The sequence below is a fragment of the Pseudomonas farsensis genome (genome assembly GCF_014268805.2).
GTDB classification, from domain to species: Bacteria; Pseudomonadota; Gammaproteobacteria; order Pseudomonadales; family Pseudomonadaceae; genus Aquipseudomonas; species Aquipseudomonas farsensis.
This window is the reverse complement of record NZ_JABWRF020000001.1, coordinates 1,854,415-1,871,012: the sequence shown is the minus strand read 5'-3', so window position 1 is coordinate 1,871,012 and position 16,598 is coordinate 1,854,415. Positions and strand designations below refer to the sequence as shown.

Genomic DNA, 16,598 nt, shown 5'->3' with positions numbered 1-16,598 from the left:
CTCCGCGCTTTTGAAAGGAATTGCTCTTGCTGTACGTCGTCATGCTCGGTGGGCGTCACCCACGGGCCAGCATCGAGGTTCACGATGTGTTGTTCGCGCAGGCGGACACACTCGCGCACACTTACCCGCAACTGCGCGAAGCCTGGTTTGGCAGCCGCGCGGGGCTGCATATCGACTCCTGGCTTGAGGTGGACGGTATCGATCAATACTGCGTGCAGTTCAGCCCCGTGGCGCCCGCGCCCGGCGAGCCGCGGCTGTTCTTCATCAACCTGGGCGGCTACGAGCGCCATGTATTCGGCGAGGCACACCGCTATCTGCTGCTGGTCGCCACGGACGCTGCCCAGGCCCGCAAGCTGGGCAAGCAGCGCATGCAAGCCGGCTGGCTCAAGCCCCATACCGATGCTGTACTGGACGTCGATGACTGCCTGCCAATCGATCAGGTCGGCGGGCGCTATGTGCATCTTGTCGAAGGGCCGCATGGGGGTATTCGCCAATGCAGCGATTACGTACTGATCTGAGGCCGCCGGCACTTCTCGGTGGGGCTAGCACAGTGCCACAATGCGCCACCGTATCTGGATACGCTGGCGGTGGCCATGACTGAGCTAGACCCTCGCGATGAGATAGCCAGGCACGTAAAAACGGATCGGCTGACGCAACTGTTCGTGCAGTCGGCACCGGCCGTGGTGGGCAGCTACCTGGCCGCCGCGATGCTGTGCTGGCTCGGCTGGGAGCGCTTCGACCGCCGCGAGGTTATCGCCTGGATGACGGTGCTCAGCCTCTGCACCTTGCTGCGCGCATCGATGTTCCTCGCCTACCGGCGCACGCCGGTAAACCTGCGAACACCCGCAACCTGGGAGCGCCGCTATTGGGCGACGCTGGTGCTGTCGGCAGGCGTCTGGGGCATTGGCGCGGTCGCGGTGATGCCGGCGGGCGACCTGATGGGCCAGGCATTGATCATGCTGTTCGCCGTTGGCATGTCGGTCAGTGCGGTGTCCTGTTACTCCTCCTACCGCAACATGACGCTGGTTTCTATCGCGCTGGTGTTGTTGCCCAGCACCGTGTGGCTGCTGTTGCAGCCCAGCGGCTTGCAGCAAGGCATCGCCGTGGCGGTGCTGGTATTCGCGTTCTTTGTGGCCAGCGCTACCCGCAGCTTGGCGCAAGCACTGGAAACAGCCTGGCGCCTGAAGCATGAAATGGAACTCGCGCATCGCCTGGCCACGGTCGCCTCGTGCACCGATGAGCTGACCACGCTCAACAACCGCCGCGCCTTCTTCGACCAAGCCCGTGCGCAGCATGCCCTGTGCCGTGGCCAGCGCCGCCTGGTGGCGGTGCTGATGCTGGACATCGACCACTTCAAGCAAATCAACGACACCTTCGGCCATGCCGCCGGTGACCAGGTGCTACAACGCATCGGCGCGGTGATCAAGGCCGCCTTGCGTGAAGATGACATTGCCGGCCGGCTTGGGGGGGAAGAGTTCGCCGTTTTGCTGCCCGATACGCCCCAGGCAGCCGCGTGTGACATCGCCGAACGCTTGCGCGCAGCCATCGCGCAGGTGAACGTTAGTGCCGAGCACCGGGTAACAGCCAGCATCGGTGTGGCCTGTGCAAGCGCCAACGATACCGAACTCGACACGCTGCTCAGCGGCGCCGACAAGGCCATGTATCGCGCCAAGGCTACTGGCCGTGACCGGGTGGCGGTTGTGGAGCCAGTACGCGCAGCGGTCTGAAGGAGAAACCGCCATGCCCCTTATCGGTAATCTCACCGCCCCCGCCAATGTGCTGGTCTGTGGCGCCAGCCAAGGCATCGGCTTGGCGATGTGCGCGCAGTTGCTCGCCCGTGACGACGTAGGGCTGTTGATTGCAGTATCTCGCCAGGCCTCACGCAGCCCGGCGTTGGAGACACTGGCTGGCGAGCACGGCCAGCGGCTCCTGCGCATCGACTGCGATGCCCGCGATGAGCAGGCGCTACAGGCGCTGGCGACACAAGTGAGTGGCCACTGTCTGCACCTGAACCTGGTCATCAGCACCTTGGGCGTGCTTCATCAGGCGCCTGCGCGGGCCGAGAAGTCCCTGGCGCAACTGGATATGGCGGGCTTGCAGGCCAGTTTCACCACCAACTGCTTCGCCCCTATCCTGCTGCTCAAGTACCTGCACCCGCTGCTGCGCCAGCAGCCCATGACATTTGCCGCACTGTCGGCGCGGGTCGGGTCGATCAGCGACAACCAGTTGGGTGGCTGGTATGGCTATCGCGCCAGCAAGGCGGCGCTCAACCAGCTGCTACGCAGCGCCAGCATCGAGCTGAAACGGCTGAACCCTGCCTCGACCGTGCTCGCGCTGCACCCCGGCACCACCGATACCGAACTGTCCCGCCCGTTCCAGGCCAATGTTCCGCCAGGCAAACTGTTTTCGCCCGCGTTTGCGGCCACCTGCATGCTCAAGCTGATCGCCGAGCATGGGCCAGCGCAGACAGGCACCTTCTGGGCTTGGGATGGTACGCCGATCCCTTGGTGATGCTCTCAGAGTACCCCTTGGATCTGGCCAACCACGTAGTCAGTCGCCTCTTCCACCGTGCCTTCGTTGCGGCACAACACCCAGCCTTGCTCGGCCACCGCGCGCTCGAACGCCTCGGTACAGGCCACCTGCTCTTCCAGGCTGTGAATCACTGTGCTGCCCAGCCCTCGCGTGCGTGCGGCTGCCCTCGCCCATGAGGTTTCGGCACGGGTGACAACGCCTACATGCAGGTCAGGCACCCGAACCTTGCGCTGGATGTTCAGGCGCAGGATGTCGGCAAACGGCAAAAGGCGGCGAAACGCGGCATCAGACGGATACCAGCGGTCGATCAGGATGATGCTGTCTGCGGGCTGTTTGGGCAGCACATTCTGGGAAATCCACGCGCGGCTGTCGGCAAAGCGCTCACACACCTGTAATTCAAGCCCGAGGCCAGGGGCCCGAGCAAGCTGGTTGACCAAGGCCATGGTCTGCCCACGCGATGGGTCGCTTTTTTTCTCGCACAGGCGGATCACCTTGTGGCCATCAACCCGCAAGGCTTGAGTAACGGCCTCAAGCAACGTGGTTTTGCCGGTGCCCTTGGGGCCATCCAGCGAGATAAACAGCGGGCGCGTCATGTTGTGGTACCGGCTTGGCGAGGCCGGTCATGATGCCCTGAAACACGCGCACGGTCATGAACCCTCGCATGGAGCACATTTGTACTCCATGCGACTGCTCGCTCATCGGTTAACCCGCCGGGCAGTAGTTTTCGCAGCGTTTTGCTCAGACGATGCTGTAATGTAGGTCAGTTATTTATACGGCCGTCTCGCTGGCAGCCGCCTCGACTCTCACCAGGCGCCGTCCATGACGTCAGAAACCCCGGTAAACCTTACAAACTGCGATCGGGAGCCGATCCAGATCCCAGGCAGCATCCAGCCCCACGGCTGCCTGCTTGCCTGTGACGCCTCAGCCAGCGTTGTCCTGCGCCATTCGGCAAACCTTGCGCAGATGCTCGGCATCAGCGGCGAAATCAACAATCAGCGGTTGCAAGCGGTGCTGGGCGATGAAGTGGCGCACACGCTGCGCAACGCATTGGCGCGCACCCGCGAAGGCTCGCGCCCGGCGATGACCTTTGGCGTGCAGCTGCCATGCGGGCGGGCATTCGACATTGCCTCGCACCTGTTCAAGGGCACGGTGATCCTGGAGTTCGAACCGGCCGGCGCCAGCATTGCCGAGCCCATCGAGCTGACCCGCACGCTGATCGCGCAACTGCGCGAGATCGACCAGACCAGCAAGCTGTTCCGTGACGCCGCACGTTTTGTGCGCGCAGTCCTGGGTTACCACCGGGTGATGATCTACCAACTGGGCAGCGACGGCGCCGGCAAGGTGGTCGCCGAAGCCAAGCGCGGCGACCTTGAAAGCTTCATGGGCCAGTACTTCCCGGCCTCGGACATTCCCCAGCAGGCCCGTGCGTTGTACCTGCGCAATCCAATCCGGGTGATTTCCGACGTCAAGCTGAAAACCGTGGCCATCGTGCCGGTGCTGGATGCCTCGGGCGAGCCGCTGGACCTCTCCTATGCGCACCTGCGCAGCGTCTCGCCAATCCACTGCGAGTACCTGAGCAACATGGGCGTGGGCGCGTCGATGTCGATTTCAGTGATCGTCAACGGCGAGCTGTGGGGCCTGATCGCTTGCCATCATTACGCACCGCGCACCCTGGCCATGGCCCAGCGCGTGGCAGCGGAGATGTTCGGCGAGTTTTTCTCGCTGCAAGTCGAAACCCTGCGCTCTCGGCAGAACCTGGAAGCGGCGGTGAATGTCCACAATGCTTTGGATGCGCTGCTGCGTGATGCCAACCATGCCATGGACATCGAAGCCTTCTTCCAGTCGCGGCTGAGCGAATTCCAGGCGCTGATCCCCTGTGACGGCATCGGCATGTCGCTGCAAGGCCGCTGGACCTGCGCCGGCCTCACGCCGCCCAGGGCCGCCATGCCAGACCTGCTGAGCCTGGTGCAGACGTTCAGCGAAGGCCGGACCTGGGCCTCCCACCGGCTGTCAACGGTGCACCCGGTCGCCAGCGACTATGCCAGTGATGCCTCAGGGGTGCTGGTGATCCCCATGTCGCAGCAGCCGCGGGACTACCTGATGCTGTTCCGCAAAGAAGTGATCGAGACCCTGGAATGGGCCGGCGACCCCAATAAAACCTACGAAAGTGGCGCCCTGGGCGACCGCTTGACGCCACGCAAGAGCTTCGCAATCTGGAAGGAGACCGTGCACCAGCAGTGTGCCCCCTGGAGCGAACAGGACCGCCAGTTCGGCGAAGCCATCCGTACCGCTATCGTCGAGGTGGCGCTGCACAACAGCGAACTGCTGGCCAGCGAGCGCTCCAAGGCTGAGGTCCGCCAGCGGGTGCTCAACGAGGAGCTCAACCATCGGGTGAAGAACATCCTGTCGCTGATCGGTGCGCTGGTGTCCCACCCCACCTCCGAGAGCCAGACGCTCAAGGACTATGTCGCTACGCTCAAAGGCCGCATCCATGCCTTGTCACTGGCGCATGACCAGGTGGTGCGCGGCGATGGCGGTGGCCGCCTGGCCATGCTGCTTGAAGCTGAACTGTCGCCGTATCGTACCTCGGCCGGGGTGATCGAACTGAGCGGGCCGAACGTTATTCTCGATGCCCGCGCCTATTCGGTGATGGCCCTGGTGCTGCACGAGCTGGCGACCAACGCGGCCAAGTACGGCGCGTTATCGCGCGCCGGTGGGCAACTGTGCGTGAGTTGGACGCTGGATGCCGGCAATGCCTGCGACATCACCTGGCACGAAAGCGCAGGGCCTGTGGTTCGCGCCCCCACCCGCAAGGGTTTTGGCACAGTACTCATCGACCGCAGCATCCCGTTCGACCTGGGCGGTACCAGCCGCGTCGAGTATCTGCCTGAAGGCCTGCGCGGTTATTTCAGGATCCCGGCCAGGCACCTGGCGGTGGCCGAAGCGGTGGAGGCGGCGCAGCCGGCAGACGAGCTTGAGCAGGTCAGTGCAGGGTTCGCCGCGCGCAGCGATGCCTGTGTGCTGATCCTCGAGGACCAGTTGGTGATCGCCGTAGGGCTTGAGCAGATTCTCAACGATGCGCTGATCACCGACGTCATCACCGCAAGCTCCGAGGACGAGGCGCTGCGGCTGCTGGGCAGTCGTGCGCCGGACGCGGCGATCCTGGATATCAACCTAGGCACTGGCAACTCGATCTGTGTCGCCGATGAACTGCTGCGCCGTGGCATCCCGTTCTTGTTTGCCACAGGCTACGGCGACAGTGTCAGCATTCCGCAGCATCTGCAGCAGGTTTCGGTGATTCGCAAACCGTATGACGCCAGCGCGATTCTGATGAACCTGCACAAGCTGCTGCCCCCTGCCCTGCAGGCGCCATGAGCAACGCCTGCACGTAACCGGCCAGGGCCTCTTCACGCGGGCCCTGCGAGCGCTCCAGGCTGTTGTGGGCAACCCGTTGGGCCTGTTCGAGACATGCCGTCATGGTGGTGCTGTCGCCTGCCAGCGCTGCACGCAACGCCAGGCAACGTGGCTTGAAGCTTGCGTTGAACCAGTCGGTTTCGTCGCTGAATACCGCGTCATGCAGGCCGCTGGCATCGCGCGCCAGCATCGCCCGGCAGAACAGCAACTCGGCGCGCAGGATCGCAAGCAGCACCAGGCTGTGTTTCAGCGCAGGGGCAGGCGCCGTTGCCAGCAGCCCCTGCAGCTCAGCGTCCAGCGCCAGGGCGCCCTGCCAATCCCCTTGGTTTTGCCGGGCAAACAGCCGGTAGCCCAAGCCAATCAACGCCAACGGCATGGCCTCGGCCGCCAGGCACTGCAAATCGCCAGCATCGAGATCTTGCGCCTGGGTTCCGGCCACCGTCTGCGCCAACAGCCGTGCATTGGCCAGCGCCGGGCCCTGCTCATCGGGCTTGCCCAGCCAGGCCAGCAGCACCGTGCCGTCACTGACCGCCGGGGCGATGGTCGGCACCAGGTTGGCCAGCCCTACCGCCAGGTTGGAAACAGCCAAGGCCAGCAACACCGCAGCGAGCTTACCCGCGAGCGGCCAGTACAGCGCCAGGCACAGGCCTGCGACGAGCAGATTGCACAACGGCCCCATCAGCGTGATCACCAGCATGCTGCGGCGCATGGGCTGCTGCGGGGCGTGCGCGGCCATCACGTAGCCGGCTATCGGCCCGCCCTTGGCTTGTGGCGACCAACGCAGCCTGAAGCCGCGCCGCTGCGGCTGCAGCTCAACGGCCAGCACCCGCACCAGCAACACCGTCATGCCGCTGCAGCGGGCGCCCAGATAGTGCCCGCCTTCATGCACGGCAAGGCTGAGTGCGCCGAAGACAAACGCCAGAAACATCGCCGAAAACGGCTGCAGGCCGATATCGAGCCTTTCACCCAGAATGAGCGCGGTGAACAGATACCCCGCCAAGCCGATGGTCAGCTGCAGCAGGCGCAACAGCCAACACAATCCTTTGAACAGCATTATCAGATCCTTGATAGACAGCCCGCGCCAGGGCACCCCGGCAAATTGACCGCGCATTGAAGCACCGCCTACGCAGCATATCAACGCTTACTCAGGCAGCAGCTGCAGGCCCAGGTACAAGCTGAGCATGCCGTCCATGCGCAGCGGGTCGACCTCGCCCAGCTCGGCGATACGCTCAAGCCGGTAACGCAAGCTGTTGCGGTGGATGCCTAAGGCATCTGCACAAGCCTGGCTCTGCCCGTCATGGGCACACCATGCCCGCAAGGTGCCCAGCAGGTTGCCGTTGGCATCCTTGGCGCGGATGCGCAGCAAGGGTTCCAGCAGCTCGTCCAGCGCATCGTCGTTACGGTGGCGCCATAGCAAGGCGGGCAAGCGATAGCGGGCCAGCGCCAGCAGCTGTACGCCGGGCAACACTTCGCGGCCGTAGGCCAGCAGGTCGCGCACCCGGCGATAGCCACGGCGCAGTTGCTCCAGGCTCTGCGCCGGGCTGCCCAGCGCTAGCCGCTCAACCTCCCAACCGTGCCGCTGCAAGCGTTCAAGCAACCGGGCTTCGTCCGCCGCAACCGTGGCCGGGCGGCACCACAACAGCGACTGGCGCGCCGGGCTTACACACCAACTGTCCGGGAAACGACTCATCAGCCATGCCGACAGCGCCTCGGCCGGCGGCCCCGACTTCAGTTCAAACAGGCAAGGGATACGCGGCAGGTTGGGCTTCAAGCCCAGTTGCTGCGCTTCATCGACCAGCCGCGGCGACTCGCCACTGCCGCCCAGCAACAGGGCCAGCAAATCGTCACAGCGCTGCCGGCGCCATTGCTGCTCCACCTGCAAGTAGCGCTGGGCCAGCAGCATCTCGGCGGTCATGCGCACCAACTCGCCATAGGTGCGCAGTTGCGCCGCCTCGCCGGTCAGGCCCAGCACGCCGATCAGTCGACCATCGAGCAGCAACGGCAGGTTGACGCCGGGCTGCACGCCCTTGAGGCATTTGGCGGCTTCGCTATCCAGTTCCACGATGCGCCCGTTGGCCAGCACCAACTGCGCGCCCTCGTGGCGGGTGTTGATCCGCTCGGGCTCGCCGCTGCCCAGAATCAGCCCCTGGCTGTCCATCACGTTGACGTTGCAAGGCAGGATGGCCATCGCCCGGTCGACGATGTCCTGGGCCAGCGCGTGGTCCAGTTCGAACATGCAGGTTTCCTTAGATTTGGTCGACAGCACTGCAGCCTGGCGCAACACCTGTGCAAACGCACAAAGACAGCTGCGCTACGCTCCCCGAGACTCTTGAAGGCGAGCGCCGAGACAGGCGACGCGGTAACAACCATAACAACAGAGAACCCGATCATGGCACATAGCCCCGCCCCTGACCAAGGCAACGACGTCACCCGCAATGCGCTGTACCGGCGCATCACCCTGCGGCTGATTCCGTTCATTTTCATCTGCTACCTGTTCAACTACCTCGACCGCGTCAACGTTGGCTTTGCCAAGTTGCAGATGCTCGACGCGCTGAAATTCAGCGAAACCGTCTACGGCCTCGGCGCCGGCATCTTCTTCATCGGCTATGTGTTGTGCGGTTTGCCCAGCAACCTGGCGCTCAACCGCTTCGGCCCACGGCGCTGGATCGCGCTGATGATGATCGCCTGGGGCAGCCTTTCGACCTGCCTGCTGTTCGTCACTACGCCCACCGAGTTCTACACACTGCGCCTGCTCACGGGTGCTGCCGAAGCCGGCTTCTTCCCAGGCGTGGTGCTGTACCTCTCGCGCTGGTTCCCGGCCGCGCGCCGTGGCCGCATCATGGCGCTGTTCATGTCGGCGATCCCGGTGTCGGGCCTGCTTGGCGGCCCGTTTTCCGGCTGGATCCTGCAGCACTTCGCATCAGGCCAAGGCGGTTTGGCCGGCTGGCAGTGGATGTTCCTGATCCAGGGCCTGCCGACTGTCGTGCTCGGCATGCTGGCAATAGTGCTGCTCAGTGACGGCCACAAGACAGCGGCCTGGTTGAGCCCGGCTGAACGCCAGTTGATCGACGCCGACCTTGCCGCCGATGCAGCCGCCAGGCCCGCCACCCAGGGCGAAGGTGTGCTGGCGGTGCTGACCAACCCGCTGATCTGGACCTTTGGCTTTGTCTACTTCTGCATCCAGAGTGGCGTGTACGCGATCAACTTCTGGCTGCCATCGATCATCAAGAACATGGGCTTCGACAGCCCGCTGCTGATCGGCTGGCTGAGCGCCATTCCGTACCTGCTGGCCGGGGTGTTCATGATTCTGGTGGGCCGCTCGGCAGACCTGCGCAACGAACGCCGCTGGCACCTGGTGGTGCCGATGCTGATGGGCGCATTGGGCCTGCTGATCGCGGTGAACTTCGCTGGCCAGCCTGCGATTGCGATTCTGGGCTTGTCCATCGCCACCATGGGCGCCCTCACCGGCTTGCCGATGTTCTGGCCGATGCCCACGGCCTTGCTCAGCGCCGGCACCGCCGTTGCAGGGTTGGCGGTGATCAACTCAGTGGGCCAGATGGCCGGTTTCCTCAGCCCGTACCTGGTCGGTTTCATCAAAGACCAGACCGGCTCGACCGACGCCGCGCTGTATGCGCTGGCGGGGCTGATCGTGGTGGGCAGCATCGTTGCGCTGCGGGCCAGCACTAAGAGAAGCCACTGAGTCTTCAGGCTTCACGCTACAAGGCTTCAAGCGGACGGTGTAGGAGCGGCCTTGTGCCGCGAAGGGGTGCGAAGCAGCCCCGGCGATATCAGCTGATGCACAAATCTAGGGGTGCTTCGCACCCCTTCGCGGCACAAGGCCGCTCCTACACGGGCCACGTCAAGCCTGTGGACTGCACAGACCCGCAATAACCGCGTTGCCCCCGTATCTGGCACACTGGCCCTGCCCTCGCCACGGACCGCGCGCATGCTGATCGACGAAGAACTCACCCTCAAGAAACTCGAAACTTTCCTCGCCTTCATGCGCACTGGCAACCTCGCTCGCGCCGCGGCCGAGCTGTCCACCAGTGCCGTCAGCGTGCACCGCGCCATTCATTCGTTGGAAAGCGCCCTGCGCTGCCCCTTGTTCAAACACGAAGGCCGCCAGCTCATCCCGCTGGAAAGCGCCTATGTGCTGGAGAAAAAGGCCCGCCAGCTGATCCAGGACGCCGAGCAGATGGTGCGCCAAACCCGAGAAGCCGCAGGCTTTTATGCCGAGCGTTTTCGCCTGGGCGCGCTGTACTCACTCACCGTCAAGACCGTGCCGAAGCTTGTCATGGGCCTGAAACTGCGCCGCAGCGAGCTGAATATCGACCTGACCCTGGGCTCGAACATCGACCTGCTGCACCGCCTTAAAAACCACGAGATCGACGCCATGCTGGTATCGCTGGACGAGAGCATCAGCGACCACGCCTGCGAACAGCTCCCGCTGTTTTCCGACGATATCTTCCTCGCCGTCCCCACCGACTCACCCTTCGCCGAGCAGGCCGAGGTCGACCTTGCCGACCTTGCCGACTCGACCTTCATCACCCTGACCCAAGGCTTTGCCACCCACCGCGACGGCGCGCGGGTGTTTCAGCAGGCCGGCTTCGAGCCCAAGGTGGCGATGCAGGTGAACGACATTTTCACACTGCTGAGCATGGTCAGCTCCGGGGTGGGCTTTGCCCTGCTGCCGGGGCGCATTGCAGCGGTATACGAGAACCGCGTGCGCTTGATAGCGCTACAGCCGCGGTATCGGGTGCAGCAACATATTGGCGTGGTGTTTTTGAAGGCCCGCGAGCGCGAACCCAACCTGCTGGCGTTGCTGGCAGAGTGCAGGATGTACAGCCGGGAGGTTTGAACAGCGCGACCTGTCATTTTTGCCAGTAGCAGACTGTTTTGAAGGGTTTCATGCTTGAACCCTGCAACCGGCACGCTGGAGGTCGCTCATGGGCAGGCAACACTTTTTCTATTGCGCAAGCCGGTTGCAAACATGCCTGGCCTGCACAAGAGACGTTGTGTTCTTGCGCAATGGCCACGGACTCATGGCCGAGCTGTCACAGGCCTCTTCTGCACTTCTGATCACCGATAGCAAAGATTCGGTACTGCACAGCATCGGCAGAACACCCTCCAGAACGCCCAGTTATAGCTGCTATGGCTACGAAACAGTGGCTGGGGAGCGCACCTCGTGGATGGGTTTCAATGGGGAGCTCCGGGCGTTTTGGGCCAGCTGCTACTCGCTGGGCAATGGCTATCGGCTGTATAGCACTGCGTTGATGCGCTTTAGTTCGCCGGACAGTTTCAGCCCATTCGGCAAAGGTGGGGTGAATGCATACAGCTATTGCGAATGCGACCCGGTGAACCGTACCGACCCAACCGGTCATATGATACGGCCGCGCTCCCGTTCACTCAGCTCGGTTTCATTCAATGGGCAAACGGCACAACGTCGCCGGTCCTTGAACGGAAGCTTGGAGAACCGCTATCTCGTCCAGGATAATGGCAACAGCAGAAGCCCGACTCAAAGCCCGGACAATCGATCTAATGGCTCAGCAAGCTCGCTTGCCAGCAGCAACTCGAAGCAAAGCCCGGTTCTGAGACAACGACACAGCGTTGCTTGGGATCAGGGTGATGTGCAAAGCACTGGCGCAACCTCAGGCGCCCGCTCCAGCTTCAGCGATGAAAGCGATGTGAGTACATCGGAGGTCGCCTGGCCTTCATCTGGCAGAAGCTCACCAGTGCAACAGGGGGGTGTATGGTTGCCGGACGCTCAACCCCGCCCTGAAAATTTGTATGACGCGGCTCAGGATCGTTCACCGTCGCTGGCAGCAACTCAAGTAAGAACGGGCAGCTAACCACCAGGATTAGCCGCCTTGATTCCGACGTTGCTTTTACCCCACCAACCCGCGCACACAGAAGTACAGGATCGACGGCCCCATCAAGCACCCAAGCCCAGTGTGGAAGGTCGCCGTCAGCGCACCATACGGCACCAGCCGCCGGTCAGTCGCCGCCAACCCTGCCGTAACCCCGGACACGGTCCCCGCCAGCCCGCCAAACACCATTGCAGAGCGCGGGTTGTCCAGGCCCAGCAAGCGGGCCGACACCGGGGTGAACACCATCACCAGAATCGCCTTGATCAGCCCAGTGGCAATCGACAGCGCCATGACATCGGAACTCGCCCCCAGCGCCGCGCCGGTCACCGGCCCGACGATATAGGTCACCGCGCCGGCACCGATGGTGGTCATGCTCACCGCATCGCGGTAGCCGAACACCCAGGCCACGCCGGCGCCGACAATGAACGGCAGCACGGTACCGAGCAGCAGCGCCACTACCCCGATCATCCCGGCCTTGCGCGCCTCGGTGGCCTGCACTTCGAAGGCGGTGGCGACAATGGCGAAGTCACGCAGCATGGCCCCACCCATCAGGCCGATACCGGAGAACAGCGCCATGTCGGCAAGCCCCTTCTGCCCGCCGGTCAGCGTACCGCCTACCCAGGCCAGCACCAGGCCGATGACAATGGCGATCGCCGAGCCGTGCACCCGCCCAAAGGTCAGGTACTTCGACAGCAGTACCGACAGCCACATGATCCCGCCCACCACCGCGAATGCAGTGATCAGGCCGTTGTGTTCCAGTGCGTTCTCAATGATCGGCCACATATCAGCGGCCTCCCGCAGGCACGGCCTGCGCATCGGCTGGCGGCGGTGCGTCCAGCGGCGGTAACGGCTCGCCGCGATGGCTGCGGCTGATCAAGGCAATGGTCAAGCCACACACCAGCACGGCCCCCACCGCCCCCAGCAGCGCCACCGGCCCACCATGCAGCGCGGTGACCACATTTTGCTGGGCGGCCATGGCCACCACCACCGGGATGTACATGGCGCCCCAGAAGCCCACGCCGAACTCGCATTCCTTGCTCATGCCGCCGTTGCGGTGCATGTACAGGCGTGCGCAGATCAGCAGGATCATGGCGATGCCCACCCCGCCCACGTTGGATTTGACGCCCAGCAGCACGCCCAGCAAGTCGCCGACGATGACGCCGGCAAGCGTGCATACCGCCAGCAGAGCCACACCATAAATGATCATTGTTGTTGTCCTCAGCTTTAGTCGAAGTTGCTTGTTGTTGTTCTTCGAAATCAGTGATGCGGTGCAACCCCTGGCTTGTGGCAGGCAGCAACAGCCAGGTGCAGTCATCGGCGGTGGGCCACCTCCTGGCGCAACAGCGCCTCAAGGGTATCGCCGCGGGTAGATTCCACCGCTACCACCCGGCCCTGTTCGAACACCGGGCGTGCCAGGCCGCTGAGCACGCTGCCAGGTGGCACCTCTATATGCAGGCGCACGCCACGCTCGTAGGCATTGCCCAGCAAGCCGCGCCAGTCGACCACCCGTGCCATGTTGCCGGCCAGGTCGTCGCGCAATTGTTCCGGGTCATGCACTGGCCGGGCGCGGGTGCCGCTCAGCCAGGTTATACGGGGCCTGTGTAACTGAACCTTGGCGAAAGCGGCTGCCAGCTCACGGGCCGGTTCATCCAGTAGCTTGCAGTGCGATGGCACACTCACCGCCAGCCGCCGTGCCACGCCCTGCCCTTGGCCACGCGCCCGGCGCGCTACCTCGGCCATGCCCCGGTCGCTGCCGGCAATAACGATCTGGTTGTCGCTGTTGAGGTTGGCCAGGTACACCTCATCGGCCACCTCCGCCAGCAAGCGCTCGACGCAGGCCAGGCCTAGGCCGCTCAGCGCCGTCATGCCGTAGCCTTGCGGATAGGCATGCTGCATCAGGCTGCCGCGCAGGGCCACCAGCCGCAGCGCATCGGTAAAGTCCAGCGCCTCGGCCACCACAGCCGCCGGGTAGGCACCAATGGACAGCCCCGCCACATAGTCAGGCGCAGGGGCTCGCTGCAGCAACCAGCGCGCCCACGCCACCCCAGCCAGCAGCAGGCACAGCTGCACAGCGCGGGTTCCTTGCAGGGCGTGCTCGCTGTCCAGGTTCAGCACCTGTTCGCCCAGCACATCACTGGCCTGCTCCAGTAGCGCTTCGGCGCCGCTTGGCAGGCGATGGAGCATGCCCGCCTGCTGCGCGCCTTGGCCTGGGAATGCAAACAGGCTACTCATGCCGCGTGCTCCAAGGCCGCCCATGGGTCGATCACCAGCGCCGCGCAGCGAGTGGCTTTGAGCATCACTCGCCGTGCGGGGCCGGCCCATTCACGCAGGGCCACGGCACCTGCCGGGGTCTGCAATTGCAGGTCGATACGGCACGGCGCGCAATCGAGGATGTCCAGCAGGTCTTTCGCCGCCGTGCGGGCCAGGGGTTGCGGCGTGCGCAGCAGCAGGTCCAGATCGCTTTCGGCATGCAGCACTTCGATACCGCTGGCGAGCTGGTAGGCGACGCCTCCGGTCGGCCCCCAGGCAAGGCCGAGGGCGTCGAGCACCGGGCCTACCGAGGCCAGGGCCTGCAACGCCGACCACGCTGCGCACTCAGCAGCGGCCCGATGACTACGCACAGCTTCAGGGCTCAAGCGCTCCTGGATAGCGGCCAAAGGCATCAGGCAGGCCAGCCGCTGCGCACGTTGTAGCCCGCGAACCCCGACCGCCACCCAGCCGTCGGCGCATTCAGCCCGGCGCACCACCACCGGCGCGCCGGCTGCGAGCACTTGCCTGGCCCATTGCGGAGCGTCGTCAGGCAGCATGGCGGGGGCCATGCCCCACAGCAGGTCATGCGGGCGCGGGCTGTTCATGTCAGGCCTCCTGCCACTGGCTGCGCAGGCGCGCACGGACGTCGCGCGATGCCTGGCGGTGCTCGCCGCCCAAACGCGACGACAAGTCGGTGGACTGGCCAATGTCGCGCACCGCCTCGGCAAGGCAGGCGCGTACCGCCGCGATGTCGGCGGCACTGGGGCTGTCGGCGTTGTCCACGCTCAGGCGCCGCCACAGCAGGCCCAGCGAGGCGTAACTGCCCAAGTCGTAGGCCATTGGCGGAATCTCGGCGGCCAGCGCCTCCAAGGCATCGACGCTGCGCAGGGTAATCCTGGCGGCAGCCGCCTTGCCCATGGCGTGTACCATGACCCCGCTGTCATCCAGGGCGATCAAGCGCTGCGCCTGGTAGCCATGGGCCAGAAACGCCCCTGACATCGCCTTGCCCACCAGCAGCCCGATGACCGGGTGGCCAGCCAGGCGCGCCTGGGCATAGGCTTCAACCGCGCCGGCCAGGGCTTGGTGAATACCCAGTGCCTCTTCCCGCCGGCCATAGGCTTGGCTGGGCACATCGATCAGCGCAACGATGGCGCGTTTTTCGGTATTGCGGTCGGCTTCCACGGCCTCGCTGACCGCCTTGGCCAGGCCCCAGCCCTCCAGCAGCCCGACCTCTCCGGCGCGCGCCCGCGGGAAGGGGTTGTGCGCATCCGGCACCACGGCGATAAAGCGCGCCGGGCGGTTGTCCAACTCACCATCGATCACCCGCAGCGAGGCTGGATAGCCCGCTTGCGCCTGGCCTGCGGCAAGGTTTGGCAGCCAGTTCAAGGCACGGTTCATTGCGCATCTCCTTGATACAGGGCGCGCACGGCGGCAGCGTCCAGTTGCGGGGCTTCAGCGCCCAGTTGAGCGAGCCGCTGCAGGTACCAGGCATGCTGCCGGGCACGGTTGGCAGACGGTTGCCCGAGCAGTTGCAGCAGTTGCTCGCGAATACGCTCGACGTCGTCGGCAACGTAGGCATCCGCCAGGCCGCAGGCATGGCGTTGTTCGCCGCCGCTGAAGCTCCAGATGAACGGCCGGTCGCCCGCGTTGTACTCCTCGATGCCAGCCTCCTGCTCGATAACCTGCGGGCCGTTGAGGCCAAGGCGTGCTTCACGGGTGACCAGCAGATGGCTGCACAGCCCGGCGGCAATCGACATGCCACCAAAGCAGCCCACCGAGCCTGCAATCACCCCGATGACCGGCTGATGGCCGCGCAATTCGACGATGCCGGCTTGAATCTCGGCAATGGCCGCAAGGCCGAGGTTGGCCTCCTGCAAGCGCACACCGCCGGTTTCGAGCAGTAATACAGCGCAGGTAGGGATGCCGTTGCGGTTGTCTTCGACAGCCAGCTCCAGCGCCCCGGCGATCTTGGCGCCGCCCACCTCTCCCATGCTGCCGCCCTGGAAGCCACCTTCGATGGCCGCAACCACGCACGCACGCCCAGCCAGCTTGCCCTTGGCGATGATCACGCCATCGTCGGCCTGGGGCACGATGCCCTGGCGCGGTAGCCAGGGCGACATCAGGCGGTCGAACGGGCCGAGCAACTCGCGGAATGTGCCGTTATCCAGCAATGCCCGGGCACGCTGGCGGGCGCCCAGTTCGACGAAGCTGCGGTGGCGCAGCAAACGTTCGGTATCAGTCATGGCCGATCTCCTCGAAACCTTGCTCAAGACGCAGGCGCACCACGCCAGGGGTGGCGCCGAAGTCGTGGATGTCGATTTTTACCGCCGGCAGCGCGCGGCCGCTGAACAGGCGCTGCAACAGTTGCTCCCAGCGCGCTTCACTGCCGTTGACCGAGGTAACCACCTGGATATCCAGGCGCCCGGCGGTGCCTGGCTCGATCAACACTTCGAGGTCACCGGAGCTGACACAGCCCACCAGGCTGCGACCACGCCCAGGCTCTACAGCTGGGAATTGAAAATTCAGGGTTTGCAT

Annotated in this window: 17 protein-coding genes; 7 read left to right on the top strand and 10 right to left on the bottom strand. The window is 64.5% G+C overall.

The genetic code is table 11. From position 1 onward, the window contains the following. Positions 1 to 26 precede the first annotated feature (26 nt). The 3 genes from HU719_RS08540 to HU719_RS08530 all read left to right on the top strand — a co-directional run bounded on the left by HU719_RS08540 (position 27) and on the right by HU719_RS08530 (position 2,511). Positions 27 to 518: a DUF1543 domain-containing protein gene (locus HU719_RS08540; RefSeq protein ID WP_186520482.1), complete on the top strand. Its 492-nt coding sequence runs from the start codon at positions 27 to 29 to the stop codon at positions 516 to 518. A gap of 162 nt (positions 519 to 680) precedes the next feature. Next, complete coding sequence (locus HU719_RS08535; RefSeq protein ID WP_346656579.1) at positions 681 to 1,727, top strand: GGDEF domain-containing protein; 1,047 nt, start codon at positions 681 to 683, stop codon at positions 1,725 to 1,727. A 13-nt stretch (positions 1,728 to 1,740) separates the two neighbouring features. Then, the gene (locus tag HU719_RS08530) at positions 1,741 to 2,511 is read left to right on the top strand and encodes an SDR family NAD(P)-dependent oxidoreductase (RefSeq protein ID WP_186536961.1); all 771 of its coding nucleotides are present in this window, start codon (positions 1,741 to 1,743) and stop codon (positions 2,509 to 2,511) included. A gap of 5 nt (positions 2,512 to 2,516) precedes the next feature. Here the strand turns inward: HU719_RS08530 and HU719_RS08525 are convergent, their stop codons facing one another. Continuing rightward, positions 2,517 to 3,125, bottom strand: a complete 609-nt coding sequence (locus tag HU719_RS08525) for a dTMP kinase (protein WP_186536962.1) — start codon at positions 3,123 to 3,125, stop codon at positions 2,517 to 2,519. A 226-nt stretch (positions 3,126 to 3,351) separates the two neighbouring features. On the opposite strand from HU719_RS08525, the gene HU719_RS08520 reads away from it, so the two are divergent. Continuing rightward, on the top strand, positions 3,352 to 5,907 hold the full coding sequence (locus tag HU719_RS08520; RefSeq protein ID WP_186536963.1) for an HWE histidine kinase domain-containing protein: 2,556 nt from the start codon (positions 3,352 to 3,354) through the stop codon (positions 5,905 to 5,907). Here HU719_RS08520 and HU719_RS08515 read toward each other — a convergent pair. Next, positions 5,795 to 7,000 (bottom strand): M50 family metallopeptidase, encoded by a 1,206-nt coding sequence (locus tag HU719_RS08515; RefSeq protein WP_186536964.1) that lies wholly within the window; start codon positions 6,998 to 7,000, stop codon positions 5,795 to 5,797. The two genes, HU719_RS08520 and HU719_RS08515, sit on opposite strands and share 113 nt — an antisense overlap. Before the next feature lie 87 nt (positions 7,001 to 7,087). Further along, positions 7,088 to 8,182 (bottom strand): sugar diacid recognition domain-containing protein, encoded by a 1,095-nt coding sequence (locus HU719_RS08510; RefSeq protein WP_186520488.1) that lies wholly within the window; start codon positions 8,180 to 8,182, stop codon positions 7,088 to 7,090. A gap of 153 nt (positions 8,183 to 8,335) precedes the next feature. On the opposite strand from HU719_RS08510, the gene HU719_RS08505 reads away from it, so the two are divergent. From HU719_RS08505 to HU719_RS23760, 3 genes are all read left to right on the top strand, one after another. After that, entirely contained in the window at positions 8,336 to 9,646 is a 1,311-nt protein-coding gene (locus HU719_RS08505) for an MFS transporter (RefSeq protein WP_186520489.1), read from the top strand. A 246-nt stretch (positions 9,647 to 9,892) separates the two neighbouring features. Then, positions 9,893 to 10,804 (top strand): LysR family transcriptional regulator, encoded by a 912-nt coding sequence (locus HU719_RS08500; protein ID WP_186520490.1) that lies wholly within the window; start codon positions 9,893 to 9,895, stop codon positions 10,802 to 10,804. Positions 10,805 to 10,892: 88 nt separating this feature from the next. Continuing rightward, positions 10,893 to 11,795: an RHS repeat-associated core domain-containing protein gene (locus HU719_RS23760; protein WP_186537370.1), complete on the top strand. Its 903-nt coding sequence runs from the start codon at positions 10,893 to 10,895 to the stop codon at positions 11,793 to 11,795. Between the two features lie 36 nt (positions 11,796 to 11,831). On the opposite strand, the gene madM is transcribed toward HU719_RS23760, so the two are convergent. The 7 genes from madM to HU719_RS08460 form a co-directional block, all read right to left on the bottom strand. Further along, positions 11,832 to 12,596 (bottom strand): malonate transporter subunit MadM, encoded by a 765-nt coding sequence (madM, locus tag HU719_RS08490; protein WP_186520492.1) that lies wholly within the window; start codon positions 12,594 to 12,596, stop codon positions 11,832 to 11,834. A gap of 1 nt (position 12,597) precedes the next feature. Next, entirely contained in the window at positions 12,598 to 13,020 is a 423-nt protein-coding gene (madL, locus tag HU719_RS08485; RefSeq protein ID WP_186520493.1) for a malonate transporter subunit MadL, read from the bottom strand. Positions 13,021 to 13,124: 104 nt separating this feature from the next. After that, positions 13,125 to 14,045, bottom strand: a complete 921-nt coding sequence (mdcH, locus tag HU719_RS08480) for a malonate decarboxylase subunit epsilon (protein WP_186537369.1) — start codon at positions 14,043 to 14,045, stop codon at positions 13,125 to 13,127. Continuing rightward, positions 14,042 to 14,668: a malonate decarboxylase holo-ACP synthase gene (locus HU719_RS08475; RefSeq protein ID WP_186537368.1), complete on the bottom strand. Its 627-nt coding sequence runs from the start codon at positions 14,666 to 14,668 to the stop codon at positions 14,042 to 14,044. Before HU719_RS08475 ends, mdcH begins: the two co-directional genes overlap by 4 nt. 1 nt (position 14,669) lies before the next feature. After that, a complete protein-coding gene (gene mdcE / locus HU719_RS08470; protein WP_186537367.1) occupies positions 14,670 to 15,461 on the bottom strand; it encodes a biotin-independent malonate decarboxylase subunit gamma in 792 nt (263 codons plus the stop codon). Then, positions 15,458 to 16,306 carry a biotin-independent malonate decarboxylase subunit beta gene (locus HU719_RS08465; protein WP_186520497.1) on the bottom strand — a complete coding sequence of 283 codons (849 nt, stop codon included), beginning with the start codon at positions 16,304 to 16,306 and terminating at the stop codon, positions 15,458 to 15,460. The genes mdcE and HU719_RS08465 overlap by 4 nt, the downstream gene beginning before the upstream one ends. Then, the gene (locus tag HU719_RS08460; RefSeq protein ID WP_186520498.1) at positions 16,299 to 16,598 is read right to left on the bottom strand and encodes a malonate decarboxylase subunit delta; all 300 of its coding nucleotides are present in this window, start codon (positions 16,596 to 16,598) and stop codon (positions 16,299 to 16,301) included. Before HU719_RS08460 ends, HU719_RS08465 begins: the two co-directional genes overlap by 8 nt.